21 protein-coding genes and 1 tRNA gene are annotated in these 23309 nt (G+C 70.3%); 8 read left to right on the plus strand and 14 right to left on the minus strand.

Annotation, left to right across the window (positions count from 1 at the left end):
* Nucleotides 1-29: 29 nt before the first annotated feature.
* The 3 genes from ACIQPQ_RS12820 (at nucleotide 30) to ACIQPQ_RS12830 (ending at nucleotide 3526) form a co-directional block, all read left to right on the plus strand.
* A complete protein-coding gene (locus ACIQPQ_RS12820) occupies nucleotides 30-1103 on the plus strand; it encodes a P1 family peptidase (protein WP_401303041.1) in 1074 nt (357 codons plus the stop codon).
* 232 nt (nucleotides 1104-1335) lie between these two features.
* Nucleotides 1336-2565, plus strand: coding sequence for an Ig-like domain-containing protein (locus tag ACIQPQ_RS12825; protein ID WP_401303043.1), 1230 nt, complete (start codon nucleotides 1336-1338; stop codon nucleotides 2563-2565).
* A gap of 214 nt (nucleotides 2566-2779) precedes the next feature.
* On the plus strand, nucleotides 2780-3526 hold the full coding sequence (locus tag ACIQPQ_RS12830; protein WP_401303045.1) for a DUF6227 family protein: 747 nt from the start codon (nucleotides 2780-2782) through the stop codon (nucleotides 3524-3526).
* Between the two features lie 75 nt (nucleotides 3527-3601).
* Here ACIQPQ_RS12830 and ACIQPQ_RS12835 read toward each other — a convergent pair whose 3' ends face one another.
* Together ACIQPQ_RS12835 and ACIQPQ_RS12840 are read right to left on the minus strand one after the other, a co-directional pair.
* The gene (locus tag ACIQPQ_RS12835) at nucleotides 3602-3868 is read right to left on the minus strand and encodes a hypothetical protein (RefSeq protein ID WP_401303047.1); all 267 of its coding nucleotides are present in this window, start codon (nucleotides 3866-3868) and stop codon (nucleotides 3602-3604) included.
* A 173-nt stretch (nucleotides 3869-4041) separates the two neighbouring features.
* Entirely contained in the window at nucleotides 4042-5712 is a 1671-nt protein-coding gene (locus ACIQPQ_RS12840) for an MFS transporter (protein ID WP_401303049.1), read from the minus strand.
* Nucleotides 5713-5775: 63 nt separating this feature from the next.
* On the opposite strand from ACIQPQ_RS12840, the gene ACIQPQ_RS12845 reads away from it, so the two are divergent.
* The gene (locus ACIQPQ_RS12845; protein ID WP_401303051.1) at nucleotides 5776-6822 is read left to right on the plus strand and encodes a helix-turn-helix transcriptional regulator; all 1047 of its coding nucleotides are present in this window, start codon (nucleotides 5776-5778) and stop codon (nucleotides 6820-6822) included.
* Between the two features lie 246 nt (nucleotides 6823-7068).
* On the opposite strand, the gene ACIQPQ_RS12850 is transcribed toward ACIQPQ_RS12845, so the two are convergent.
* From ACIQPQ_RS12850 to ACIQPQ_RS12860, 3 genes are all read right to left on the minus strand, one after another.
* A complete protein-coding gene (locus ACIQPQ_RS12850) occupies nucleotides 7069-7704 on the minus strand; it encodes a TetR/AcrR family transcriptional regulator (RefSeq protein WP_401303573.1) in 636 nt (211 codons plus the stop codon).
* Nucleotides 7705-8455: 751 nt separating this feature from the next.
* Nucleotides 8456-9451: an RNA polymerase sigma factor RpoD/SigA gene (locus tag ACIQPQ_RS12855; protein ID WP_383777798.1), complete on the minus strand. Its 996-nt coding sequence runs from the start codon at nucleotides 9449-9451 to the stop codon at nucleotides 8456-8458.
* A 608-nt stretch (nucleotides 9452-10059) separates the two neighbouring features.
* Nucleotides 10060-10827, minus strand: coding sequence for a dioxygenase (locus ACIQPQ_RS12860; RefSeq protein WP_383777853.1), 768 nt, complete (start codon nucleotides 10825-10827; stop codon nucleotides 10060-10062).
* Between the two features lie 196 nt (nucleotides 10828-11023).
* Between ACIQPQ_RS12860 and ACIQPQ_RS12865 the strand changes: the two genes are divergently transcribed.
* Nucleotides 11024-11533, plus strand: coding sequence for a MarR family winged helix-turn-helix transcriptional regulator (locus ACIQPQ_RS12865; protein WP_383777799.1), 510 nt, complete (start codon nucleotides 11024-11026; stop codon nucleotides 11531-11533).
* A 78-nt stretch (nucleotides 11534-11611) separates the two neighbouring features.
* Here ACIQPQ_RS12865 and ACIQPQ_RS12870 read toward each other — a convergent pair whose 3' ends face one another.
* On the minus strand, nucleotides 11612-13147 hold the full coding sequence (locus ACIQPQ_RS12870; RefSeq protein ID WP_401303054.1) for an MFS transporter: 1536 nt from the start codon (nucleotides 13145-13147) through the stop codon (nucleotides 11612-11614).
* A 434-nt stretch (nucleotides 13148-13581) separates the two neighbouring features.
* Nucleotides 13582-14226, minus strand: coding sequence for a TetR/AcrR family transcriptional regulator (locus tag ACIQPQ_RS12875; protein ID WP_383777801.1), 645 nt, complete (start codon nucleotides 14224-14226; stop codon nucleotides 13582-13584).
* Between the two features lie 588 nt (nucleotides 14227-14814).
* Here ACIQPQ_RS12875 and ACIQPQ_RS12880 point away from each other — a divergent pair.
* Nucleotides 14815-16041, plus strand: a complete 1227-nt coding sequence (locus ACIQPQ_RS12880) for a M6 family metalloprotease domain-containing protein (RefSeq protein ID WP_401303056.1) — start codon at nucleotides 14815-14817, stop codon at nucleotides 16039-16041.
* A 58-nt stretch (nucleotides 16042-16099) separates the two neighbouring features.
* Here ACIQPQ_RS12880 and ACIQPQ_RS12885 read toward each other — a convergent pair whose 3' ends face one another.
* Entirely contained in the window at nucleotides 16100-16468 is a 369-nt protein-coding gene (locus ACIQPQ_RS12885; protein WP_383777805.1) for a carboxymuconolactone decarboxylase family protein, read from the minus strand.
* A gap of 357 nt (nucleotides 16469-16825) precedes the next feature.
* Here ACIQPQ_RS12885 and ACIQPQ_RS12890 point away from each other — a divergent pair, with 357 nt between their 5' ends.
* Complete coding sequence (locus ACIQPQ_RS12890) at nucleotides 16826-17125, plus strand: amphi-Trp domain-containing protein (RefSeq protein ID WP_401303058.1); 300 nt, start codon at nucleotides 16826-16828, stop codon at nucleotides 17123-17125.
* A 176-nt stretch (nucleotides 17126-17301) separates the two neighbouring features.
* A complete protein-coding gene (locus tag ACIQPQ_RS12895) occupies nucleotides 17302-18120 on the plus strand; it encodes a nuclease-related domain-containing protein (RefSeq protein ID WP_401303060.1) in 819 nt (272 codons plus the stop codon).
* A gap of 422 nt (nucleotides 18121-18542) precedes the next feature.
* Here ACIQPQ_RS12895 and ACIQPQ_RS12900 read toward each other — a convergent pair whose 3' ends face one another.
* The 6 genes from ACIQPQ_RS12900 to ACIQPQ_RS12925 form a co-directional block, all read right to left on the minus strand.
* The gene (locus ACIQPQ_RS12900; protein ID WP_401303062.1) at nucleotides 18543-19493 is read right to left on the minus strand and encodes a hypothetical protein; all 951 of its coding nucleotides are present in this window, start codon (nucleotides 19491-19493) and stop codon (nucleotides 18543-18545) included.
* A gap of 381 nt (nucleotides 19494-19874) precedes the next feature.
* Nucleotides 19875-19949, minus strand: a tRNA-Arg gene (locus tag ACIQPQ_RS12905).
* A gap of 404 nt (nucleotides 19950-20353) precedes the next feature.
* Nucleotides 20354-21559 (minus strand): hypothetical protein, encoded by a 1206-nt coding sequence (locus tag ACIQPQ_RS12910; RefSeq protein ID WP_401303064.1) that lies wholly within the window; start codon nucleotides 21557-21559, stop codon nucleotides 20354-20356.
* 396 nt (nucleotides 21560-21955) lie between these two features.
* The gene (locus tag ACIQPQ_RS12915; protein WP_401303066.1) at nucleotides 21956-22348 is read right to left on the minus strand and encodes a hypothetical protein; all 393 of its coding nucleotides are present in this window, start codon (nucleotides 22346-22348) and stop codon (nucleotides 21956-21958) included.
* Nucleotides 22342-22770, minus strand: a complete 429-nt coding sequence (locus tag ACIQPQ_RS12920) for an ATP-binding protein (RefSeq protein WP_401303068.1) — start codon at nucleotides 22768-22770, stop codon at nucleotides 22342-22344. The genes ACIQPQ_RS12915 and ACIQPQ_RS12920 overlap by 7 nt, the downstream gene beginning before the upstream one ends.
* Nucleotides 22771-22816: 46 nt before the next feature.
* Entirely contained in the window at nucleotides 22817-23224 is a 408-nt protein-coding gene (locus tag ACIQPQ_RS12925; protein ID WP_275460542.1) for an NUDIX hydrolase, read from the minus strand.
* Nucleotides 23225-23309 lie beyond the last annotated feature (85 nt).

Consider the following 23309-nt stretch of genomic DNA (forward strand, 5'->3'; position numbering starts at 1 on the left):
GGGCGCCGGGGCGGGTGAGACTGGCGGGCATGACAGTTGACGCTCTGACGGATGACGCCCTGACCGATGTCGCCGGGCTGCGGGTGGGGCACGCCTCCCGCACCGGGGACGGCTGGCTCACGGGGACGACGGTCGTCCTCGCGCCCGAGGGCGGCGCGGTGGCCGCCGTGGACGTGCGCGGCGGCGGACCCGGCACGAAGGAGACCGACGCCCTGGACCCGCGCAACGTGGTGCAGCGGGTGGAGGCGGTCGTACTGACCGGCGGCAGCGCGTACGGGCTGGACGCGGCGTCGGGGGTGATGGCCTGGCTGGAGGAGCGGGGGCGCGGGGTGCCCGTCGGGAGCGATCCGGCGCACGTCGTGCCGGTGGTGCCCGCCGCGTGCGTCTTCGACCTGGGGCGCGGCGGTGACTTCCGGGCCCGCCCCGGCGCCGCCCTCGGCCGGGCCGCCGTGGAGGCCGCCGCGGCGAGCGCGCCTGGCGCCCCGGTGGCGCAGGGGTGCGTGGGCGCCGGGACGGGCGCGGCCGTCGGCGCAATCAAGGGCGGGGTCGGTACGGCCGCCGTCGCGCTCCCGTCGGGCGTCACGGTGGCCGCGCTGGTGGTGGCCAACGCGGCCGGTTCGGTCACGGACCCCGCCACGGGCGTGCTGTACGGCGAGTTGTTCCAGGGGCGGGTGGAGTATCCGGCGCCGGAGATCCACGAGGCCGCGTCGCGGCGGCTCGCGGAGAGCGCGGCGGCCGCCGCTCCCCCGCCGCTGAACACGACACTCGCGGTGGTCGCCACCGACGCCGACCTGACGAAGGCGCAGGCGCAGAAGCTGGCGGGCACCGCGCACGACGGCATCGCGCGCGCCGTACGGCCGGTGCACCTGCTCCACGACGGGGACACCGTCTTCGCCCTGGCGACCGGCACCCGCCCGCTCGACCCCGGCGCCGCGGACCGCCCCGGCGGGGCCCCGCACCCCCTCGCGCTCAACGACGTCCTGGCCGCGGGCGCGGACGTGGTGACGCGGGCGATCGTCAGAGCGGTACGCGCCGCGGAGACCGTGGAGACACCGGGCGGGACGTGGCCGTCGTACGAGGACCTGTACGGCGGAGACAGATAGCCGCCCGCGCCCATCCCTTCACTCACCACCCCGCCGACCTTCACAACAGCGCGCTCAGCCCTGCCCTTTCGGTGCGCGGGCCCGACAAATGACCTGGTTCGGTGGGCGATTGTCCCGGTTCTGTCACGCGGGGGACTCAGCGGGGAACGGAAGGAACCCCACCGCCCGCGGCGCTCCTCTTCACCCGCGTACCGGAGCAGATGACGCACCTCACATGAAGATGGAGCATCCCGTGGCAAAGCCGAACATTGCAGCGCGGCGCGCACTGGGGGCCTGTGCCGCCCTCGTGGTCGGTGCCCTGACCCTGACGGCCTGCGGCGGCGACGCCAGCGCCAAGGACAACAACGGCAAGGGCGGCAAGGGCCGCGGCGACTCCGCCAAGACGTCCACCGCGACGATCGCCATCTCGGCGGAGGACGGCTCGACGAACGCCTCGATCAACACGACCGGCGTGAAGGTGAGCGACGGCCGGCTGACCACGGTGACGATGACGGTGGCCGAGTCGGGTACGGCCGTCGAGGGCACCCTCTCGGCGGACGGGCGGAGCTGGAAGCCGAAGGAGCAGCTGGAGCGCGGCACCAAGTACCGCATATCCGCGACCGCCAAGGACAAGGACGGCAAGACCTCGGCCGCCAACTCGATCTTCACGACGCTCTCGAAGTCGGACAGCTTCATCGGCACGTACACGCCGGACAACGGCACGACGGTCGGTGTCGGGATGCCGGTGTCGTTCACCTTCGACAAGGCCATCACCGACCGGAAGGCCGTGCAGACGCACATCACCGTCTCCTCCAGCAGCGGGCAGGAGGTCGTCGGGCACTGGTTCAACGAGAAGCGGCTGGACTTCCGCCCCGAGGAGTACTGGAAGGCGGGCTCCAAGGTCACCATGAAGATCGACCTGGACGGCGTGAAGGGCGCGAACGGCATCTACGGCGTGCAGAAGAAGACGGTCACCTTCACCGTGGGCCGGTCGCAGGTCTCCACGGTCGACGTGAACACCCAGACCATGACGGTGGTGCGGGACGGGCAGACGCTGAAGTCGGTGCCGATCTCGTCGGGCAGCCCCGAACACACCACGTACAACGGGCAGATGGTGATCTCGGAGAAGTTCAAGCAGACGCGGATGAACAGCCGGACGGTCGGCCTGGGCGGGGAGTACGACATCTCGGACGTGCCGCACGCGATGCGTCTGACGACGTCCGGGACGTTCATCCACGGCAACTACTGGTACAACAAGGGCAACCCGCCGTTCGGCCGGACCGGGACCAGCCACGGCTGTGTCGGACTCCAGGACGTGAAGGGCGCGCAGGGCGACACCCCCTCGAAGTGGTTCTACGACAACTCCCTCATCGGTGACGTGGTCGTCGTGAAGAACTCCCCCGACAAGACGGTCACCCCGGAGAACGGCCTCAACGGCTGGAACATGGCGTGGGCCGACTGGACCGCGGGCAGCGCGACCTGAGACCGCCCCGGCCACATCAGAGAACCCTCAGCCGTATTCGGCGGAACAAGCCTCTGACCGGCCGTTTCTGACAGATGATCGGGCCGCGCGGGAACTTCTCGCGCGGCCCCCGCGTTTTCCCGACGTACGTTTTCTCGGTTCGCGGACATGATGTCCGGCCGAGGGGCTACGGTATGCACCCACTAGGTGACATGCAGCAACGCCGGGAGAGACCTTGAGCGTTCCGTACGACACGGCAGCGCAGGAATCAGCAGAGTCGCCCGAGACTCCGGAGGAGCATCTCGCGCGGCTTCTCGGTCGCGCCCTCAACTCGTTCGAACTGCCCGACGAGTGCCTGCGCCGACTGGACTGCGCGCTGGCGCACGACAGCTCGCTGCACTCCGCGCACCACAGCGCGGGCATCCACCGCGAGACGTACCGGCACACCTGGCTGCTGGCCGACGGCTCGGCCCTCACCCTCTGGGAGCTGGTGCACAACCCCACCCCGGTCAGCGCCGCGCAGCACGAGGTGTACGTCGACGAGGAGGAGCTGCGGGCCGCCACCGCCCGGCTGCCGCTCCCGCCGGACGCCCCCGACTTCGAACTGCCGGTGACCGTGCAGCTGTCCCCGATCCCGGCGCCCCGCCACGAGTACCTGCCGGACGACTCCGCGGACCACGCGCGCCGCCTGCTGCGCCGCGCGGAGAACCCCGACCGGCCGGGCCCGGACATCGCGGCGCTGCTGTCGACGGCGTTCGCCCACCAGATCACCCAGGCCTTCGGCCGCCCCTGCCGCGCGGGCCGGATCGGCCTCGGCTACGCGCTCTACGAGCACGCGTTCCTGCTGCGCGACGGCCGGGAGCTGTCGCTCTGGGAGATCGAGCACACCGCCACGCCCGACGGGCGGCACATGTGCGAGGTGTATCCCTCGGAGACCGCGGCCCGCGAGGCCATGGAACAGCGGGCGGCCCGCGTCTCCTGAGACGGGCAGGCCAGGCTTTCCGGTCAGCGCGGGTCTCCGGTCAGCGCCGGCCTCCGGCAGCGCGGGGCGCTCCGCTCAGGGGCGGCCGCCGAGCCGTCGTACGAGGCGCTCGAAGGCGGCGCGTTCCGCCGGGGTCAGCGCGACGGCCTCCCGGTGCGGGCCCGCACCGCGTTGACGTGGGACGACGGGCAGGGCGGGAGTCACCACCGCCGCCCGCTTCCCGGAGCGGGTTCCCGGACGGCCACGCCGGGCGGCGCGCCGCAGACCGGTCAGCCAGGCCGCGCACACCACGGCGAACGCGGCCACGCCCGCCAGTTGGTGGGTCGAGAGGTGCTCAGGCATGGGGTCAGTAGACACCACGAAACAGGCCTTGACGCCTTGATCGTGACCTATATCGCAGAAGGTGCCAGTCGGATCGAAACGCCCACGGCGAGGGGCGGGGAAACGGCGCGGCGCCCCCCGAAGGGAGCGCCTGGCCGGTCACACGGGGTGGCGGTCGGCCCGCCCGTTCGCCTTCAGCCCACCAGCTCGGGCTTCGAGGGCTTCGAGCCCTCGGCCGTCGAGCGCTGGCCGCTCCCCGCCCCGTCGCCCACGGCGCCGTCCGTTCCGGCCGCACCGTCCGCTCCGGCCGCACCGTCCGCTCCGGCGGCCTCCGCCTGGTCGTCCTCCCCGGTGAGGGCGGCGGCCTCCAGGTGCTGCGCGGGACGCTTCGGCAGGGCGAACATCAGCAGGAAGATCACGCCCATCACGGCGGCCACCCAGCCCAGCGCGTACTGGAAGGCGGCGACGAACTCCGGGCCCACCTCGGCCGGGGCGAGCCGCTCCGCGATCCGGCCGAAGAAGACGACGGAGACCAGGCCCAGCCCGAGCGCGGTGCCCATCTGCTGCACGGTGTTGATCAGCCCGGACGCCGAACCGGCGTGCTCCCGCGGCACCCCCGACAGCACCGCGTCGGTCAGCGGCGCCACGATCAGACCCATGCCGACGCCCATCACGACCAGCGGCAGGGTCATCTGCCAGGGCGCGATCCCGAGGCCGTAGCGGTCGGAGACGAAGAGGTAGAGCAGGACGCCCGCGCCCATGGTCAGCGCGCCCGCCTGGAGCACCTTGCGGCCGAAGCGCGGCACGAGCTTCTGCACCGACAGCCCGGCGGCCGTGGAGACCGCGAGGGAGAACGGCACCCCGGTGAGACCGGCGCGCAGCTCGCTCCAGCCGAGGCCGATCTGGAGGTACAGCGTCCAGACCAGGAAGAAGATGCCGAGCCCGATGCCGAAGACGGTCTGCACGGCGATGCCCGCGGCGAAGGACTTCACCCGGAAGAGGGAGAGTTCGATGAGCGGCGAGCCGTCCCGCGCGCTCTTGCGCTTCTCGTACGCCACGAGCGCCCCGAAGACGACGAACGCGCCCGCCATCGACAGGTACCCCCACAGCGGCCAGCCCAGCTCGCGGCCACGGGTGAGCGGGTGGAGCAGCATCAGCAGCCCGAGCGTCACCAGCGCGACGCCGACCAGGTCCAGCTTGAGCGCCTTCGGCGCGCGGGACTCGGTGATGAAGCGGCTGCCGAGGACCAGCGCGGCGATGCCGACCGGCAGGTTGATGAGGAAGATGGGCCGCCACTCCAGGCCGAACAGGTTCCACTCCGTCAGCAGCGCGCCGAGCAGCGGACCGGAGACCGCGCCGAGGCCGACGACCGCGCCGAACAGGCCGAACACCTTGCCGCGCTCGTGCGCCGGGAAGGTGGCGTGCACGATCGACAGCACCTGCGGGACCATCAGCGCGGCCATGCCGCCCTGGAGGATGCGGGAGGCGACGAGCATCTCCGGGTTGGCGGCGAAGCCGCACAGGGCGGAGGCGAGCGTGAAGCCGCCGACGCCGAGCAGGAAGACCCGCTTGCGGCCGTGGATGTCGCCGAGCCGCCCGCCGGTGATCAGACCGGCGGCGAAGGCCAGCGCGTACCCGGCGGTGATCCACTGGATCTGGCCGGCGGTGGCGCCCTCGTCGCGCTGGATGGTCGGGATGGCGATGTTTACGATCGTGACGTCGACGAGGTCCATGAAGGCCGCGGTCATGACGATCGCCAGCGCGAACCAGCGACGGCGGTCACCGGCAGGGTGCTCACCGGCCGGGCGCTCACCGGCGGGACGGACGGGGGACTGCGCCGGTGGCGGTGTCTCGGTGGAGGTCATGTAGGCAACACTAGGCAGGCAGTAGGTCAGATCATGTCCTAGTGGTACGGCATCCTCGGTTCCATGACGACGGACACCCCGGCCAGGCTGCTCCAGCTCCTCTCCCTCCTCCAGACGCCCCGCGAGTGGCCCGGCGGCGAACTCGCCGACCGGCTGCGCGTCTCGCGGCGCACGGTACGGCGCGACATCGACCGGCTGCGCGAACTCGGCTACCCGGTGCAGGCCACGAAGGGCTCGGACGGCGGGTACCGGCTGGCGGCGGGCAAGGCCATGCCGCCGCTGGTCCTCGACGACGAGGAGGCGGTGGCGATCGCGGTCGGCCTGCGCGCGGGCGCCGGGCACGCGCTGGAGGGCGTGGACGAGGCATCCGTACGGGCGCTGGCGAAGCTGGAGCAGGTGCTGCCGACGCGGCTGCGGCACCGGGTCGCCACCCTCCAGGCCGCGACCACCCCGCTGACCAGCGGAGACGGTGCGAGCATCGCGCCCGAGACGCTCACCGCGATGGCCTCCGCGGTGGCCGGGCGGGAGCGCCTGCGGTTCGCGTACCGGGCGAAGGACGGCGCCGACTCGCGCCGCCTGGTCGAGCCCTACCGGCTCGTGTCGACCGGCCGCCGGTGGTATCTCGTCGCCTACGACCTCGGCCGCGACGACTGGCGGACCTTCCGTGTCGACCGGGTCGCCGACCCGTTCGCCACGGGCGCCCGCTTCGCCCCGCGGGAGATCCCGGAGGGCGACGCGGCGGAGTACCTGCGCCAGTCGATCCACCGCCACCAGGAGACGTACGCCGTCGAGGTCACCTTCGACGCCCCCGCGGAGCAGGTCGCCGTGCGGCTCCCCCCGTGGCTCGCCCCGTCCGTGACGGCGGCCGGACCGGACCGGAGCGTGCTGCGGGCCACCAGCGGCGAGCCGATCGAATGGCTGGCGGTCCGCCTCGGCATGACCGGCCACCCCTTCTCCATCCAGCACCCCGCGGAACTCCGCGCCTACGCCCGCGCGTTCGGCGAACGCGTCGCGGCGGCGGCGGGCAGCCAGGAGGCGGACGGTACGGGGGCCGGCGACACGGGTGGGAGTGGTCCGGGGACGGGCGGCGGTCCGCCCGGCGCGGCCTAGGTTCGGAGGCGGTCCCTTGGGTCAGATGCGCGCCCGCCCCAGCCTCAGTCAGACGGGCCCTAGGGTCTGTCGTTTGGATCATGCCGGCTTCGGGCCTGGGTGCCTGGTGAGTGCCGGTGAGCGGGGTGTGGTGCGTGCAGCTGCAAGGCGGAGGAGGGCGTCGACGCGGAGCGTCGGCAACCGACGACAACGCCGCAGATGTGCGTGCCACACCCCGCGGCCCAGGCGTGATCCAAACGACAGGCCCTAGCTCGTCGGCTGCTCGGCCCACTCCGTCCCCCGCAGGACCGCGAGGTTGCGCAGGGCGGACTCCGCGGGGCCGTCCGGGCCGGTCGCGGGGGCGGTGGTCATGGCCCAGCCCTCGACCGCGACGCGCACGGCCGCGCTGGCGACGGCGGCGACGAATCGCTGATGGGGAGTGGGCGGGAGGGCGCCCGCCGGGGCGTCGTCGGGGTCGGTCCCTCGTGCGGGACGTTCCTCGGTCCGCGCCCGTTCCACGAGGATCTCCGCCACGGTCTCCTCGGAGACGTGGCACACCTCGGCCCACACCTGGCGCAGGGCGGGGCTGCTGAGGGCCAGGCGGATCAGGGTGCGGACCCATTCCCAGGAGGCCGCGGACACCCCCGCCCCCGGCGTGAACATGTGGCGGACGGCGTGTTCGAGGGCCTGGGGCAGCGGCAGGTCGGCGGGGGCGTCGCGCAGGGCCTGGGCCCAGCGTTCGGCGCCGGTCGTGTAGAGGGGGGCGACCGCCTCCTCCTTGGAGGCGAAGTAGCGGTAGAACGTGCGCGGCGCGATTCCGGCGGCCTGGGCGATGTCCTCGGCGCGGGTGGCCTTGAGTCCCCGGCTCATGAAGAGGCCGGCCGCCGCCCGCGCGATCTCCATCCGCGTCGCCGCCTTGCGCCGCTCGGTGAGTGAGGCCGGGGCGGCGGGCGTCCCCGGGCGGGAAGGGGAAGGGGATGCGGGGGTGGAACGTGTCACACCGGCAGGCTATGCCCATGTGACACAATCTGCCATCCAGGCGGGCCACCCCGGGGTTCAGGTACGGGGTGACCCGCCCTTCGGCATTCCACGGCGCGCTCGGCATTCCACGGCGTCCTCCAACCGCGGCTCCTCTGGCCTGCCTCGCGGCCGTCTCCGACCGGTCGGCGTGGGCGACGTGCTCCGCGGAGGCCCGGAAAAGCCAGAGAGCCGGGTCCGGCGCCTGGGGGGTAGGCGGCGGACCCGGCTCGGGAGAGTCCCGGCGCCGGGGGGGTGTGCGGCGGGACGTGGTTCTGGGCGGACCGGTGGCGGGGCAGGTCCGTACGGCAGATCGGTCGGTGCTGGTGCGGCGGGGCGGTACGACACGGTGACGGAGGCGTCACCGGGGTCAGGTCGTCGTCGTACCGTCACCGGAGGGCTGCGGGGTTCGAGGGTCCGAACTCCCGTGCCCTGAAGTCTTGTTCCCCCGCTCCCCCCGCTTGAAGCAGCCTTCTCCGCCATGTTTGCGCGTACTTGCGCCACCCCGCGCACGCCGGAGGGGGCTCGGGCCGAGGGGCTCGCGCGGCGGACGCCGGGCCGGGCCGCGGGCGGGGCGTCCGGAGGCAGCGCCTCCGGACGGCTCCGCGTCTGCCCCGCGCGGCGCTGCCCCGTGCCGCTACGCCGCCGCCTCGAACCCGGTGTCGCGGGCGAGCTTCTTCAGCTCCAGCAGCGCGTGCTTCTCGATCTGCCGGATGCGCTCGCGGGTCAGGCCATGCTCCTTGCCGACCTCGGTCAGGGTCCGCTCGCGGCCGTCGTCGATGCCGTACCGCATCTTGATGATGGAGGCGGTGCGCGGTTCGAGGCGGTCGATGAGGCCGTCCAGTTCCTCGCTGCGCAGCAGGGTCAGGACGGACTGCTCGGGCGAGACGGCCGAGGTGTCCTCCAGCAGGTCGCCGAACTGGGTCTCGCCCTCGTCGTCCACCGACATGTTCAGCGAGACGGGGTCGCGGGCCCAGTCGAGGACGTCGACGACGCGCTCCGGCGTGGAGCCCAGCTCGGTGGCGATCTCGACGGGCTCCGGGTCGCGGCCGTGCTCGCGGTTGAACTCGCGCTGCACGCGCCGGATACGGCCCAACTCCTCCACCAGGTGGACGGGCAGCCGGATCGTGCGGGACTGGTCGGCTATGGAGCGGGTGATGGCCTGGCGGATCCACCACGTGGCGTACGTGGAGAACTTGAAGCCCTTGCGGTAGTCGAACTTCTCGACCGCGCGGACCAGGCCCGCGTTGCCCTCCTGGACCAGGTCCAGCAGGGGCAGGCCGCTGCGCGGATAGCGGCGGGCGACCGCCACGACCAGGCGCAGGTTGGAGCGGATGAAGATGTCCTTGGCGCGCTCTCCGTCGGCGACGAGCGCCTCCAGCTCCTCACGGGAGGCGTCCGCCTGCGACTCCTCGAACCCGTCGAGGAGCTGCTGCGCGAAGACGCCCGCTTCGATGATCTGCGACAGCTCGACCTCCTTGGCGGCGTCGAGCAGAGGTGTGCGGGCGATCTCGTCGAGGTACATGCCGACCAGATCGCGGTCGGCGATCTCTCCGCCGTGGACGCGAGCGCTGCTGGCCGCGCCGGTCTCGCCGGTGGCGGACTGACGACGGGCGACGGCACGGGTTGCCATGCGTGCTCCCTTGCGATGGTGGGGTCAGCGGGTGGTCGTGGACACCCGGCACTCCTTACGGGTCCTCCCGGACTCTCACCGGGACTCTCCTCGGGTGCCCTGCATCCGATGGAAACAACGACTGGAATCAGGACAGAATTCCCGTCCGGTGCCCCGATTTTTCTGATCATGCAGTACCCTGTCGGCCCGCACAGGGGGGCGCACTGCTGTCAGAAAGGGCGGAGGTGCAGGTCAGGCCCCGGACGGCCGGGCACGAGCGCCCCGCACCGGCCTCCCCGGTCTGCGGCGGGTGAGACGCCGATCACCCGCACCACCGCGTTTTCCAGGCGGAAGGCCCGTCTTCCTCGACCGGCCCTCCCACCCTGTAGACGGACGGCGCCCGCGGAAGGTTTCCACCGGAACGCACCGAACGCGGTTCGACAGCGGATTCTCAGGCCCCTCTCATGCCATCCACATCCGCCCCGCCCCTCCCCACCGGCCGACCTCACTCCGGCCCCAGCCCCCCTCGCTTCACCAAGCCCCCCGCACCCCCTCAACCGACCTGCCTTCCCTCAACCGACCCGCACCCCGTCAGCCGACCCGCACCCCCTCAACCGACCTGCACCGACTCAGCCGAACTGCACCGACCGCTTGGCCATCCCCATCCAGAAGCCGTCGATGACCGAGCGCTGGGCGTCCAGTTCGCCGGAGACGTCGGCGGCGCCGAGGGTTACGAAGAGCGGGGCGAAGTGTTCGGTGCGCGGGTGGGCGTACCGGCCCGCCGGGGCCTTGTGGAGGAAGTCGAGGAGGGCGTCGACGTCCTGCGCCTCCAGGGCCCGCCGCCCCCAGTCGTCGAACTCGGAGGACCAGGTGGGCACGCCGCCGCCGGTGTGCCGCAGGGCGGCGAGGTTGTGGGTGAAGAAGCCGGAGCCGACGATGAGGACGCCCTCGTCGCGCAGCGGGGCGAGCCGCCGTCCGATCTCCATGAGGCGGGCCGGGTCCAGGGTCGGCATGGAGATCTGGAGGACGGGGATGTCGGCGGCCGGGAACATCTCGACGAGCGGGACGTAGGCGCCGTGGTCCAGGCCCCGGTCCGGGACGTCCTGGACGGGCGTGCCGGGGGCACTCAGCAGCTTGCGCACGGACGCGGCCAGCTCCGGTGCGCCGGGGGCGTCGTAGCGGACGCGGTAGTAGTGCTCGGGGAAGCCCCAGAAGTCGTAGACCAGGGGGACGGGGTCGACGGCGCCGAGGGCGAGGGGGGCCTCCTCCCAGTGGGCGGAGACCATGAGGATCGCGGTGGGGCGGGGCAGGTCGGCGGACCAGGCGGCGAGCTGGCCGGGCCAGACGGGATCGTCGGCGAGAGGCGGGGCGCCGTGGCTGAGGTAGAGGGCGGGCATGCGCGCGCCCGGTACGGCGCGTTCCGTGGTGTCGGTGGTGGCGGCGGACATGGCGGCGACTCCTCGCGTGCGGGAACTCGGGACACGCGCGTACTCGAACCCGTACGCGCACGTACTTGAACTCTAAATATCAGTCTCCCTCGACAGTAGGACCGTTTTATTTAAAGTTCAAGGACTGAGGTCGTACAGTGGTGCCATGACGAAGGCCGCCACACCCGCCGACGAGCCCCAGTGGCTCACCGCAGAGGAACAGCGCGTCTGGCGCTCCTTCCTGAACGCCACGACGCTCCTCGACGACAGCCTCGACCGGCAGCTCCAGCGCGACGCGGGCATGCCGCACGTCTACTACGGCCTGCTCGTCCAGCTCGCCGAGGCCCCGCGCCGGCGGCTGCGGATGACCGAGCTGGCCATGAACGCGAAGATCACCCGCTCGCGGCTCTCGCACGCCGTGGCCCGGCTGGAGAAGAACGGCTGGGTGCGGCGCGAGGACTGCCCCTCCGACAAGCGGGGCCAGTTCGCGGTGCTGACCGAGGAGGGCGTGGCGGTGCTGCGGGAGGCGGCTCCGGGCCATGTGGCGGCCGTACGCCGTGGGCTGTTCGACCGGCTGACGGCCGAGCAGCAGAAAGCCCTCGGCGAGATCATGGAGATCGTCGCCGAGGGCCTTCAGCCGAGCGAAGCGGGTGCCGACCTGCCCTGGCTGCGGTAGCCGTACCGCCGCGCACCAGGGGTGTCACCGCGGGTGGCCGCCGTGCCGGGGCAGGTCCCTACGTCAGGTCACGTCACCTCAGTGGGCCACGACCGGCACCGGGACGGCGTCCTCGGCGTCGGCGCCCTCGCCGGTGAAGGCGCTCATGTCGGGCTTGCCGGCGTTGACGAAGGTGAAGGCGATGGCCGCGGCGACCACCAGGATGCCGACGGCGAACCAGATCGCGCTGGTGTAGCCGCTGACCAGGCCCTCCAGCTGGACCAGCTGCTGCTGGGAGCGGGAGCGGGCGTTGCCGATGTGGTCGGCGATGTACGAGGTGGTCGCGGAGGCCGCGATCGTGTTCAGCAGGGCCGTACCGATCGCGCCGCCCACCTGCTGCGAGGTGTTGACCATCGCGGAGGCGACACCGGCGTCCCGGGGCTCGACGCCCTGGGTGGCCAGCGACATGGCCGGCATGAACGCCGTACCCATGCCGAGACCCAGCAGCACCATGCCCGGCAGCAGCAGCGAGGCGTACGAGGAGCCCAGCTCCAGCTGCGTCAGGAACAGCATGCCGACGCCCGCGACGAGGAAGCCGGGGCCCATCAGCAGCCGGGGCGCGACGCGCGTCATCAGACGGGTGCCGATCTGGGTGGAGCCGACGATCATGCCCGCGATCATGGGCAGGAACGCGAAGCCGGTCTTGACCGGGGTGTAGCCCTTCACGACCTGGAGGTAGTAGGTCAGGAAGAGGAACAGGCCGAACATCGCGATGATCGCGAGACCCAGCGAGAGGTAGACACCGCCGCGGTTGCGGTCGGTGACGACGCGCAGCGGCAGCAGCGGGGCCTTCACCTTGGCCTCGACCACGACGAACGTGGCGAGCAGCACCGCGGACGCGACGAACATGCCGATGGTCAGACCGTCGCTCCAGCCCTCGGACTCGGCGCGGGTGAAGCCGTAGACCAGCGCGACCAGGCCGAGCGTGGACAGGATGACGCCGGGGATGTCGAGCGGGGAGCGGTTGCGGCCGCCCTGGGGCTCACGGATGACGAGGTAGGCGCCGACCGCGGCGACGATGGCGAACGGGATGTTGACGAAGAACGTCCAGCGCCAGTCCAGGTACTCGGTGAGGAACCCGCCGAGGATGAGGCCGACGGCGCCGCCGCCACCGGCGATCGCGCCGTAGATGCCGAAGGCCTTGGCACGCTCCTTGGCGTCCGTGAACATCACGGCGAGCAGGGAGAGCGCGGCGGGCGCGAGGAGCGCGCCGAAGACGCCCTGAAGGGCGCGGGCACCGAACATCATCGCCTCGTTGGTGGCCGCCCCGCCGAGCGCGGAGGCGCCGGCGAAGCCGATCAGGCCGACCACGAAGGCGCGCTTGCGGCCCCACAGGTCCGCTATGCGGCCGCCGAACAGGAGGAGTCCGCCGAAGGCGAGGGCGTAGGCCGTGACGACCCACTGCCGGTTGCCGTCGGAGATCCCGAGGTCCTGCTGGGCCGAGGGGAGGGCGATGTTCACGATGGTCGCGTCGAGGACGACCATCAGCTGGGCGAGGGCGATGAAGACGAGCGCCTTCCAGCGGCCCGGGTCCGCCTGGGGGACTCCGGGAGCCTTGGTGGCTGTGTCAGACATGGGTGTACCCACTTCGGGACTTCGTGACGGAATGTTCGGAAAAAGCGAAGAAGAAGAAACGGAGAAGCGACGTAGCGGAGAAGCGAGGGGGCGGAGAAGCGATGGGACGAGGGGCCGGGGGGCGAGCAGGGACAGACATCCGTGGTGTCGGTGATGTCTCTGCCTGATCCCTGCCGAAGGTGACCAAGCGTGACAAATGGGTGACGGAATCCCGTACGGGGCCTTCCGTACGGCGGTCGGTCCGTACGGCCCTGGGGTGCGGGAGTCGGGATCGGGGCGGATCAGGGCGGATCGGAGGGCTGCGGCCGGTGCGTACGTCGGCGTACGGCGCCGTGCCTTCCGGTGGGGTGACGGTCCGCGGGGCCGTGGGGCCGCCGGGTCGCCGTGAGGGGCGTGGTGTTGGCTCAGTGGGGCGCGTCGGGGCCCGAGTGGGGTCAGGCCCGGCGCAGATCCTCCATGGTCACGGCCGCTCCCGGCAGGACGGAGCGGGCCGGGGCCCGCAGTCCGTCGAGGAGCAGTTGCAGGTGACGGTGGACGAAGCGGTCGGCGCTCATGCAGCCGGTGCCTGCCGGGGGCCGGCTGAGCTGGGCCACGGCGACCATGAGGTCACCGAAGCCGACGTCGTCGCGGAGCTGTCCGGCCTGCCGGGCGCGCTCCATGACCTCCTCGACGAGTTGCTCGGCGCGGAGGCGCGAGGCCACGAGATCCGGATGGTTCTCGTCGAACGTGCTGGCGACCATCGGGCAGAGGGCGCCGACGCGTTCGTCGGCGGCCACGTGCACGAAGCGCTCCAGCGCGCCGAAGGCGTCGCCCGTCTCGGCGAGCGCGCGTCGGGCCGCTCCGGCCGTCCGGTCCATGACGGAGCAGACGACCTCGCGGACCAGCGCCTCACGGTCGGGGAAGTTGCGGTACACCGTGGCGTTGCCGACGCCGGCCCGGCGGGCGATGTCGTCGAGCGGCACGTCGGGGCCGAGTTCGACGAACATCTCGCGGGCGGCGGTGACGATCCGCTCCCGGTTGCGCAGCGCGTCGGCGCGCGGTCGCGTCACCTTGCGTTGCACGGGGGGCGCGGTCTGCACGGGGTACTCCTCGGGTCGAAGACGTGACGGGTGGGGCTGGTGGTGCCGGATGGCACTGGGGTGAAGCCAGGTGCGCCAGGGGCGCCCGGTGGTGCTGTGGCCTCCCTGGGGACGCCGTGCGGGTCGTTCCGGGGATGGGGTCCCCGTTTCGATCCGACACAGGGCTAAACGGGGATGCGATCCCCGGTTATTTCCCGGACCGCGCTTCTCTTCTTGTGACCTGAGTCACATCACGCTCTACGGGGGAGTAACCCCCGATCGGCCGCTCCAGCGCGCGCCCGCCCCACCCCCGGCGGAGGGTGAGCGAGAGGACGCAGCCGGTGACGGTGGCTGCCTGGAGCGAGAGGTTCCTGCATGCAGCCGCACCCCGAGCGATCCGGAACGGGCCGCCCCGGCCCGCCCCCGGAGCCGCTCAGCCGACGCATACGCCGGGGCGAGGACGGTGCCGACGACCGCGACGGCGGCCGGGGCGGGGGCCATGCCGAAGGCCGTGACGGGGGCCGTTCGGGCGGCCGGGGCCACGGCCACGGTTCCGGTTCCGGAGAGCGAGGGGGGCGCGGGGGCCGCCGTACGGCCGGTCTCGTCTGCGTGACCGCGCTGACCTTCGCGGTCAGCACCTCCGCCGGTACGGGCCCGCTCGCCCCGTCCCCCGCACCGGCCGGCGCCGGTCCGATCGCCCTGGCCCGCTCCTCCGCCCTCGCCCCCTGCATGATCACCGGCGGCTCCGCCGTCCAGATGTCCGAGGGCCTGCCCACCGTCGGCGGTTACGCCCGCGCCACCGGCACCGTCCGCGCCCTCACCCTGATGATCGACTTCCCCGACGCCGAGGGCCGGGGCGACGCACGGGACCGGTTCGAGGAGTTCTTCCCCCAGACCCGCGACTGGTTCCGCACCGCCTCCTACGGCCGCCTGGACTACCGCGCCGAGACCCCGGTCCCCGGCTGGCTGCGCATGCCGAAGCCGTTCCGCTCGTACGGCGTGGAACGCGGCGCGCCCTTCGACCCCGGCTACCGGGAACTGGTCCAGGACATCGTCGCCGCCGCCGACCCGAAGGTGGACTTCCGCTCGTACGACCTGCTGAACGTGCTGGTCACCCCGAACGCGGGCCCGTCCGCGCTGGACACGGTGCTGTCGGTGACGTTCGCGGGCAACACCGAGGCCCCGATCGCCGACGGAGTGCCGGTGGCGAACGCCTCCTTCGTCTACTCCCGCCAGGACGACGGCTCCGGCTCCTACGACCGCACCGGCTACCGCGTCCTCCCCCACGAGAACGGCCACGTCTTCGGCCTGCCCGACCTCTACACCCAGGAGGGCGGCGGCGCCGTCGGTCACTGGGACATCATGAGCGAGGACTGGGGCGCCAACAACGACTTCCTGGGCTGGCACAAGTGGAAACTGGGCTGGCTGGACGTCGCCCAGATCGGCTGCGCGGCGGCCCCCGGTACCCGCGAGTTCCGGCTCACCCCGCTCGCCGAACCCGGCGGCCCGAAACTGGTCTTCGTCCCGCTGGACGGCCGTACCGGCTACGCGATCGAGGTCCGCACCAAGGCGGGCAACGACGAGTCGGTGTGCCGACCGGGCGTCCTCGTCTACCGGATCGACGCGGACGTCGACACCGGCATGGGTCCCGTCACCGTCCAGGACGCCCGCCGCGACAGCGGCGGCTGCACCCGCAGCCCCAACGTCCACGCCGAACTCTCCGACGCCCCCTACACCCCCGGCGAAACCTTCAAGGACAAGGCGAACGGGGTGCGGATCGCGGTGGTGGGGGCGGACGGGGAGGGGGGATATCGGGTGCGGGTGACGCGAGGGTAGGGGGACGGCGCGGGACGCTACGGGACGTTGCGGAAACGGGGACTCCGGTCGGGAGCGGTCAACCGCGGGCGTCGAACTCGGCGTCGACATCGGCACCGGCGACGGCGATCGCCATGCCGAGCGCCGAGGCGATGTGCCCGGCCGCCGTCATGACCCGGGCGGTCCCGACGATGGGCGCGATCGCGACGAGGACGTCCTGCACCTGCTCGATGGTCGTACCGCTCTCCAGCGCGGGGCCGATGTGGACCGCGTAGGAGACCGGAGGAGCGTCGGAGGCGGCGAGCGCCGCGATCCGCGTCAGCATGAGCATGTCCGGCGGCAGCCCGCACCGTTCGAGGGAATCGACGGTCATGGCGGCGAGGGTGTCGAGAACAGGGGTGTCGGAGGCGGAAGCCGAGGCGGACGCGGAAGCTGAGGCAGTGGACATGGGGCATGCCCTCCTGGTCGATGGCGAGCCCTCAGGGGGAGGCGGCGCGGGCACGAAGGGGTGGCTGACACTCTCGGCGCCCACGGAGAGCCCACGGCGAGAGGGGCTTCCCTCCACCGTAGAACCCATCCGGGGGTCACGCATGGCGCGCGGGCGGCGAGAGCCGGGGCGGGCAAACCCGAGGTGCGGGGCGGGCCCGAGGGGGCGAGATTGGAGGGAGCCGCGGGCGCGGGAGAGCGGAACCCGGTACGGGGGCGCAGCAACGGCGGGCGGGCGGGCGAGCGGGCGCCGATGGGAACGCCGTTGACCACCACCCGCACCTCGCCCTCGCCCCGCACTCCCGGATCGGAGACGTCGATGAAGGACTTGAAGTTCGAGCAGAAGCGGTCCCTGTCCCGCGCCGAGGCGGCGGACCAACTCACGGCGCTCGCAGCCGCGTTGAGAGAAGGCGGGGACGCCGAACTGGACTTCGGCTCCGGAACACTCACCCTGCGTGTCCCCGACGACCTCCGCGGCGAGCTGGAGATCGAGATCGGCGAAGGAGAGATCGAGCTGGAGATCGAACTCAAGTGGCCCACCACCCGGCCCCGAACGACACCATCCCGTCCGACCAAGGCCACGCCCAAGTCGAAGAGGACACCTGCAAAGCAGTCCTGACCACAATTGGGAGGGCCCTCCCACCTAACCGAACGCCGAACGAAGGGGTCTGACACCCATGCTTTCAATTTCGGCCAAGCGCAGGGTAGACGCAGAAGTGAGGCCGTCTTGCCCGCCGTTCCTGCCCCTGGTCATATGTCCGTGAGTCTCTGATGGGATGAAACGGGGAGTGGAACGTGAGCGGCTTACAGGTCTCCGAGTGGAAGCGTTACGGACACGACCGCATCTACGTGAATCGGTCGAGCGGCGAGAAGGTCGCTTGGTTCGACCGCCGCACGGGGTATCTGAATGTTCTGGTCGAGGGGCAGCGGGACGCGGTGCTCGCCGCGCTCGCTCCCTACCTCGGCACCCCGGCTGCACCTGTGGCGCGCAGGGAGTTGAGTCCTGAGCATGACCTTGCGGGGAACCGTCCGGGAGAGTCACTTCAGGGGAAGGTCGACGAGTTGGCGCCCGGGTTCTGGCGGTGGGCGTCCGCCAGACTGACCGGCCGGAGTCTCGAAGTGGACAGCTGGCGCACCGGACAGGCAGGCGAGCGCCGGATGGGAGCCGAGTTGGAGAGGCTTGGGCGCCGGGGCTGGCGGGTGCTGCATTCCATACCGCTGGCGGCTGATGTGGACATCGATCACGTCCTGATCGGGCCGGGCGGCGCCTTCTGCTTCAACACGAAGTGCCACCGGAGGGCGCGCGTATGGGTGGGCGACGACTCCGCGCGCTTAGGCGGCCAGACGTATCCCTACGTGCGGAAGAGCCGAGCCGAGGGGCGGCGGGCCTCAGCCGCACTGACGCGGGCCTGCGGATTCACCGTCGAGGTCCGGCCAGTGCTCGCCTTCGTGGCGGTGGCGGAATTGAAGGTCGTACCGTCGCTTCGAGACGTACGCGTCCTCCAGGAGCGGGACGTCACAGCGTTCAAGCACCTCAAGGACGTGTGGACGCCGGAGAGCGTTGAGCTGGTCTACACGGCGGCCCGCGACCGCCGGACGTGGCTCCGTTCCTGATATGCGCCGCAAGCGCAGAGGTCCTTCCATCGACGGAACGGAAGGACCTCTGACCAGGCATTTCTCCGTGCCGCCGGCAGGATTCGAACCTTCGACACCCGCTTTAGGAGTTTTCTTGGGGCGGAGCAGTGGCCTGCGAAAACGTCGGCTACCGGACGTCTGGTGGCTGCCGGTGGTGCCCGAGGCGGTCCGGGCCCAGGCACCGAGGGGGAGCGAGTGATCACGAACCGGGAGGGAAGGGGCTTAACGCTCTCTCAGGCGATCACATGCCCAGCAACGTGACGACGCCGTGCGCAGGGCGACAGTCATGCCAGCCGGTGCGGTGAACGATGCCGGAAAGCCGTATGCGGGAGAACCGCACGTATGGTTCGAAGCGGCGGGGACTGGACAAGGAGCGGCAGCCACCGCGCCAGTCCTCGATGCTAAGAGGCTCGATTTCGGGCAAGCGCCGGGTTCTGGGTGGGGGTGTCGGTCGGGGCCGGGACGTCCTTCCCGGCGTTCTCCGGCGCGCCGAACCAGGCCACCGCGACCGCGCCCGAGACCGCCAGGACGAAGCCGGTCACCGCCAGCCAGGCGAAGCCGGGGCGTGATGCGTCCCCCAGCCACCAGACGCCGATCATGCCGGGCAGCACGGTCTCGCCGACCACCAGCGCCGCCGTCGCCCCATTCACCGAGCCGATCTGCAGCGCGACGGTGTGCAGGTACATGCCGCCGATTCCAGCGACCAGAATGGCGTACAGGGCCGGGTCGGTGAGCAGCGTGGCCAGGTCGAACGGATCGATCCCGTTCAGCACTCGCACGCCCACGCCCAGCGCGCCGAAGCCGAGACCGGAGAGCAGACCGGCCAGGATCGCGGCCCGGGCGCCGAGCAGCCGGACCAGGACCGTGCCGCCCGCCATCAGCAGCAGTGAGATCGTGAGGAGCCACCAGTGGGTGGTGATCGGCGTGTGCCCGCTGCCCTCAGAGCCCGCCGCGCTCGCGAGCAGCACCAGCGCCGAGCAGACGACTGCGATCGAGGTCCACTCCGCCCGGGTCAGCCGGATGCCGAGCAGCTTGACGCTCAGGACGGCCGTGATGACGAGGTTGGCGCTGATGACCGTCTGGGAGAGGAACAGCGGCAGCAGGCGGGCGGCGAGCGCGCCGAGTCCGAAGCCGACGAAGTCCAGGACCGTGCCGACGATGAATTCCCAGGTCATCGCTGCCTGGGCAGTGGAGGAGAGACTGGGGCCGCCATGCGCGGTGACCTGCCCGGTGGCATGCCCGGCGGCGGCCGCCTCACGGCGGGCTGACTTGCGGGAGCCGACGGCCTGGAGGACGGAGCCCGTGCCGTAACAGATCGAGGCCGCAACGGCGGTCAGGAGTCCTATGAGCACCGAGCGCTCCGTTCAGGGGGGTGGTTCCTGGCTGTTCGCCCTGCCAGACGGGGGATCGACCGCCCGCGTTGCGTGAACCGGGTCTGCGTCGAGATGGACTTGAAGAAGGCCGTCCGGTATCCCGCAGGGGACGCGCGATCAAGCGGAGATGCCCACTGCGTGTTCGGTCGCAGCAGGCCACGGGCTGCGACCGCCAGCAGCGGAGACACCACCATGGCGGCCAGACAGGACAATTGGCTGGTGCCGCCCTTGAACGCCGGGTCCGTTGGATGCGGCTCTCCGAACGGGCTTGAGGTCGGTATTCGCCACGCTGATGACCAATGCCACGGCCACGACGAACAGCGCGCCCACCCGAGAGGTAAACGCGCTGGTCAGACACTGTGCCCCCGGCAGGATTCGAACCTGCGACACCCGCTTTAGGAGAGCGGCTGGGTGATCTGCAGGCTGAGCTGCGGCTTCGCCGACTGAGGAAGTGGGCGGCTACTCGACTGCGGGGCACCGGTGTTGACCGTGCCTGACCGCTGCATCTGGCACGGTTGTGGCACGACCCTCAGCCGACGACAGTCAGCCACGACGGCCGACGCGCGATGACGGCGCCTGAGCCCATAGCTGACGAGTTGAGTTCTCCGGGTGCAGGCAGGCATAACACGTCCAGTGTGGCAGATCATCTGCGGGCCCCCAGGCCAGAGCGGGGTGGGGGTGGTCACCCGCGGGTATCGCCTGTCAGCGGTGGTCGGCCTCGGACGGCCCAGGGACGGCCCAGAGGACTCAGCTGCCGCGCTCAACCGTTCCGCGAGGGCGGACGTGATGGGCAATTATGACGAGTAACAGCGATCCACTACCCCTAAGCCCCCTCCTCATTAGTCACCATGCAGAATTCTTGTTTTAATTTCACGACCCCGCTGCATGAGATTTTTCATTCTAGGCATGTCCATATTTAATTTGCGATGGGCGCGCTGACTGAATAGCAAGAACCTCGGCTGCATGTCAAGGAGATTGCGCCCCAACGGATCCTCAACGACCTGCGTTCGCATGATTTGAACATCAGTGACGGAAGTCGGCTGTTTCGTTATCCGTAGATCCTCGACACCCCCTTCGGTGATGAGCCGCACGACCAGATTCTGGCTGCGCCCAATTCTCCGCGAGCGGATAGTTACCTTCTTTTCACTCCAGAGGACGAGGTGGCGTGCGCGCTGCTCCGACAACTCCACCCCGTCTAGAATCACCTCGCAATTAAGAAAACAGGAATCTGTAACCTCAAATATTATCGAGCCGTCATTGACGTCTGCCGTACCGTCAGAATGAGCCGTCAGCATGAAGGCCACCGTATGCATGTCTCGAACTGGTACGCCATTGAACCTCGTCGAGAAATGCCCCTCCATGGCCCCTGGTGCGATATCATCCAGAGGCAGAAACTTCTGTATCGCCAGCACCTTTGCTTCAACCCGACCTGTCGCGGGCCAATCTTCCATCCTCTCGAAGAGCATGGATCGCACGTTCACATTCAGATGTATACCGTCGCCTTTCGGCTTCAAGCGGCCAAATGTCTCTACACCGGCGATACGTCCACTTACTTCAATCCCATCATCATCGACAGGCCCGTTGAGGATTCCGGAAAGAGTCACCTCGTCGCCTGGGTTCATGAGGAATGGCTTGATGCGCAAACAACCTTGATCTAGCTCAAATGGGTTATCCCCGAAAAATTCAGATATGGAGCCTCGATTCACCTCCATGGATCCACCCATAAAATTGCAGTGGCTCCCAAAGCGAACCGTCAGCGGACTGGAAAAATCATCTTTAGTGATGGGTGCCTTACCGGTATTCGCTAACCTCAGCTCAAAGACTAGGGGTAAAATAAGGCGTCGGCCACTGGGCTCAAGGTTTACACTGATCGGCCCGCTAATCAAGCTTTCGACGGCATCTTCGTCGCGCTGGAGCGCTAGTAGTTCATAGTAGGCTGTGTAATGCACCCTCTTGAGAGTTCCGCCTCTTTTTTGCCATTCAAGCGCTACCCAGGAAACCGCTAGAGCCACTAAAGCGATAACAGTTCCTATTGCGAACTCCACGAGTCCCCCATCCCGGCTGCATTGGCCCGCGTTCGATCTTAGCTAGCGCACGAGGTCGGCGGAACGGGTTTGGCCGGTGGCCTGCCCGGTCTGGGGTCGAGCATGATCAGGGGGCCGTACGCTGGTTGGCAACTCGGGCAGGCTTCGGGCCTGACCGCAATGTGCACGAGTGGCCCCCTGATCTTGCTCGACGCGGGACCCGGACCGGGGAGGTGGCTAAAGCCGTGGAGCCGACCGCCCCAGCCACAGAGGGTCTCTCCCACCTCATGCCCGCAGCCGCCGAGCGCGCCGCCGGGCGCGGCCGGCCGGGGCGCAGACAGGAGGCAGGCCGCGCCGCAGAGGCGGCGCGCGCCCGCGCCGTGCGCGGGCTCTTGAACCAGTAGAGAAAGTTGTAACTCAGTTGGCCTGCTGGGGTGGTTGGGGTTTGAAGTCGTATGCGCAGGCTGGAAGTTCCGTGCCCTGCCGGTGTGCGAGGGGCAGGAAGATCACGGGCCGGATCGTCCAGGTGATGCGGGTCGATTCGAAGGTGACCGACACGGCGCAGGGCTCGGAGCGCAACAGGGCTCGTCGTGTGTCTATGCGGCCGTCGTAGAGCCACTGCCATGCCTGTTGGGATGCTTCGGGGTCGAATGCCGGTGAGATGGTGCGGAGTGCGACGGCTACCCATCGGTCGGCCTGGGGTGCCGTGTAGGCGTCGAAGGATGCCCGCAACACCGACTCGCCCTCGTCGGTGAGGTCTTCGGTCCAGCATTCGCACCAGTAGCCCCGGCGGGCTTCGTCCTTCAGCACGGGTGGTCTCCCGGTCGGGTGCCGGTGAAGAGTTCCGCGGTGACCGTGTAGCCGCCTTCGCTGCCGTGGACGACGACCCGGTGGGCAAGTGCGGTGACCATGCCCAGGCCCCGGCCGTGTTCGGCCTCGTCGTCCTGGTGCTCGGCCTTGGGGGCGGTGCCGGTTCCTCCGCCGTCCGTGACCGAGAGGGCGATCACCTGCCGGGTCATCGCAAGGGCGAGGTGGAAGCTGCCGGATTCCGTGCCGCTGGCCGTGTGGAGGATCGCGTTCGCGCTCAGCTCGCTCACGATCAGCTCGGCGTCGTCGGCCAGGGGAGATCCGCGCAGGATGTCGCGGGTCCAGCGGCGGGCCCGGCTCACCTCTTCCGGAAATCCTGGGCAAGTGAGTCCCCAGACCCGGGCGGTGCTCGTATACTCGTGCATACAAGTTCCTTCGTGCTGGTAGGCCGCCATGTGCAGCGGGTTCGGGCTAGACGAGTTTCACGCCGTCGTGGGCGCGGATGGCCGGCGGGGATGCCGCGTCCAATGCGTCGGTGACGCGGATCGCGTACGCCTCGTCGGCAAGCTCGGTGACTTCTTCACGGGTGGCCCAGCGGAGCGCGCGGGTCTCGTCGCCGGTGGTCGGTGTGCCGTCGGCCGCCTCGCAGCGGAAGACCAGCGAGACGATCAGGCCCGTCATGTTCTTGTAGACACCGGTCAGGGTCGCGGGAAGTGCGATCTTGATGCCGGTCTCTTCGAGCACTTCGCGCTGGAGGGCTTCGGGGAGGGTTTCCTCGCGTTCGAGGACTCCGCCCGGGGGCTCCCACTTGCCGTTGTCACGGCGTTTGATCAAGAGGGCCCGGCCCTGGTCGTCGACGATGACTCCGGCGACGCTCACGGAGTGCGGACGGTCAGTGCTCACGTTCCTCGGCCCTCTCGGCTGACTAGGCTCTCCACCGTAGCAACAAGCGCCCACTTGTCTA

The sequence above is a fragment of the Streptomyces sp. NPDC091281 genome, assembly GCF_044757425.1.
Lineage (GTDB): Bacteria > Actinomycetota > Actinomycetes > Streptomycetales > Streptomycetaceae > Streptomyces.

Coding starts and splice junctions, on each gene's coding strand:
- ACIQPQ_RS12835 (WP_401303047.1), bottom strand. CDS start 3,868: ATGCCTGAGCACCTCTCGACCCACCAACTGGCGGGCGTGGCCGCGTTC.
- ACIQPQ_RS12860 (WP_383777853.1), bottom strand. CDS start 10,827: ATGCCCGCCCTCTACCTCAGCCACGGCGCCCCGCCTCTCGCCGACGAT.
- ACIQPQ_RS12840 (WP_401303049.1), bottom strand. CDS start 5,712: ATGACCTCCACCGAGACACCGCCACCGGCGCAGTCCCCCGTCCGTCCC.
- ACIQPQ_RS12890 (WP_401303058.1), top strand. CDS start 16,826: ATGAAGGACTTGAAGTTCGAGCAGAAGCGGTCCCTGTCCCGCGCCGAG.
- ACIQPQ_RS12850 (WP_401303573.1), bottom strand. CDS start 7,704: ATGGAGATCGCGCGGGCGGCGGCCGGCCTCTTCATGAGCCGGGGACTC.
- ACIQPQ_RS12845 (WP_401303051.1), top strand. CDS start 5,776: ATGACGACGGACACCCCGGCCAGGCTGCTCCAGCTCCTCTCCCTCCTC.
- ACIQPQ_RS12820 (WP_401303041.1), top strand. CDS start 30: ATGACAGTTGACGCTCTGACGGATGACGCCCTGACCGATGTCGCCGGG.
- ACIQPQ_RS12865 (WP_383777799.1), top strand. CDS start 11,024: ATGACGAAGGCCGCCACACCCGCCGACGAGCCCCAGTGGCTCACCGCA.
- ACIQPQ_RS12920 (WP_401303068.1), bottom strand. CDS start 22,770: ATGCACGAGTATACGAGCACCGCCCGGGTCTGGGGACTCACTTGCCCA.
- ACIQPQ_RS12885 (WP_383777805.1), bottom strand. CDS start 16,468: ATGTCCACTGCCTCAGCTTCCGCGTCCGCCTCGGCTTCCGCCTCCGAC.
- ACIQPQ_RS12870 (WP_401303054.1), bottom strand. CDS start 13,147: ATGTCTGACACAGCCACCAAGGCTCCCGGAGTCCCCCAGGCGGACCCG.
- ACIQPQ_RS12855 (WP_383777798.1), bottom strand. CDS start 9,451: ATGGCAACCCGTGCCGTCGCCCGTCGTCAGTCCGCCACCGGCGAGACC.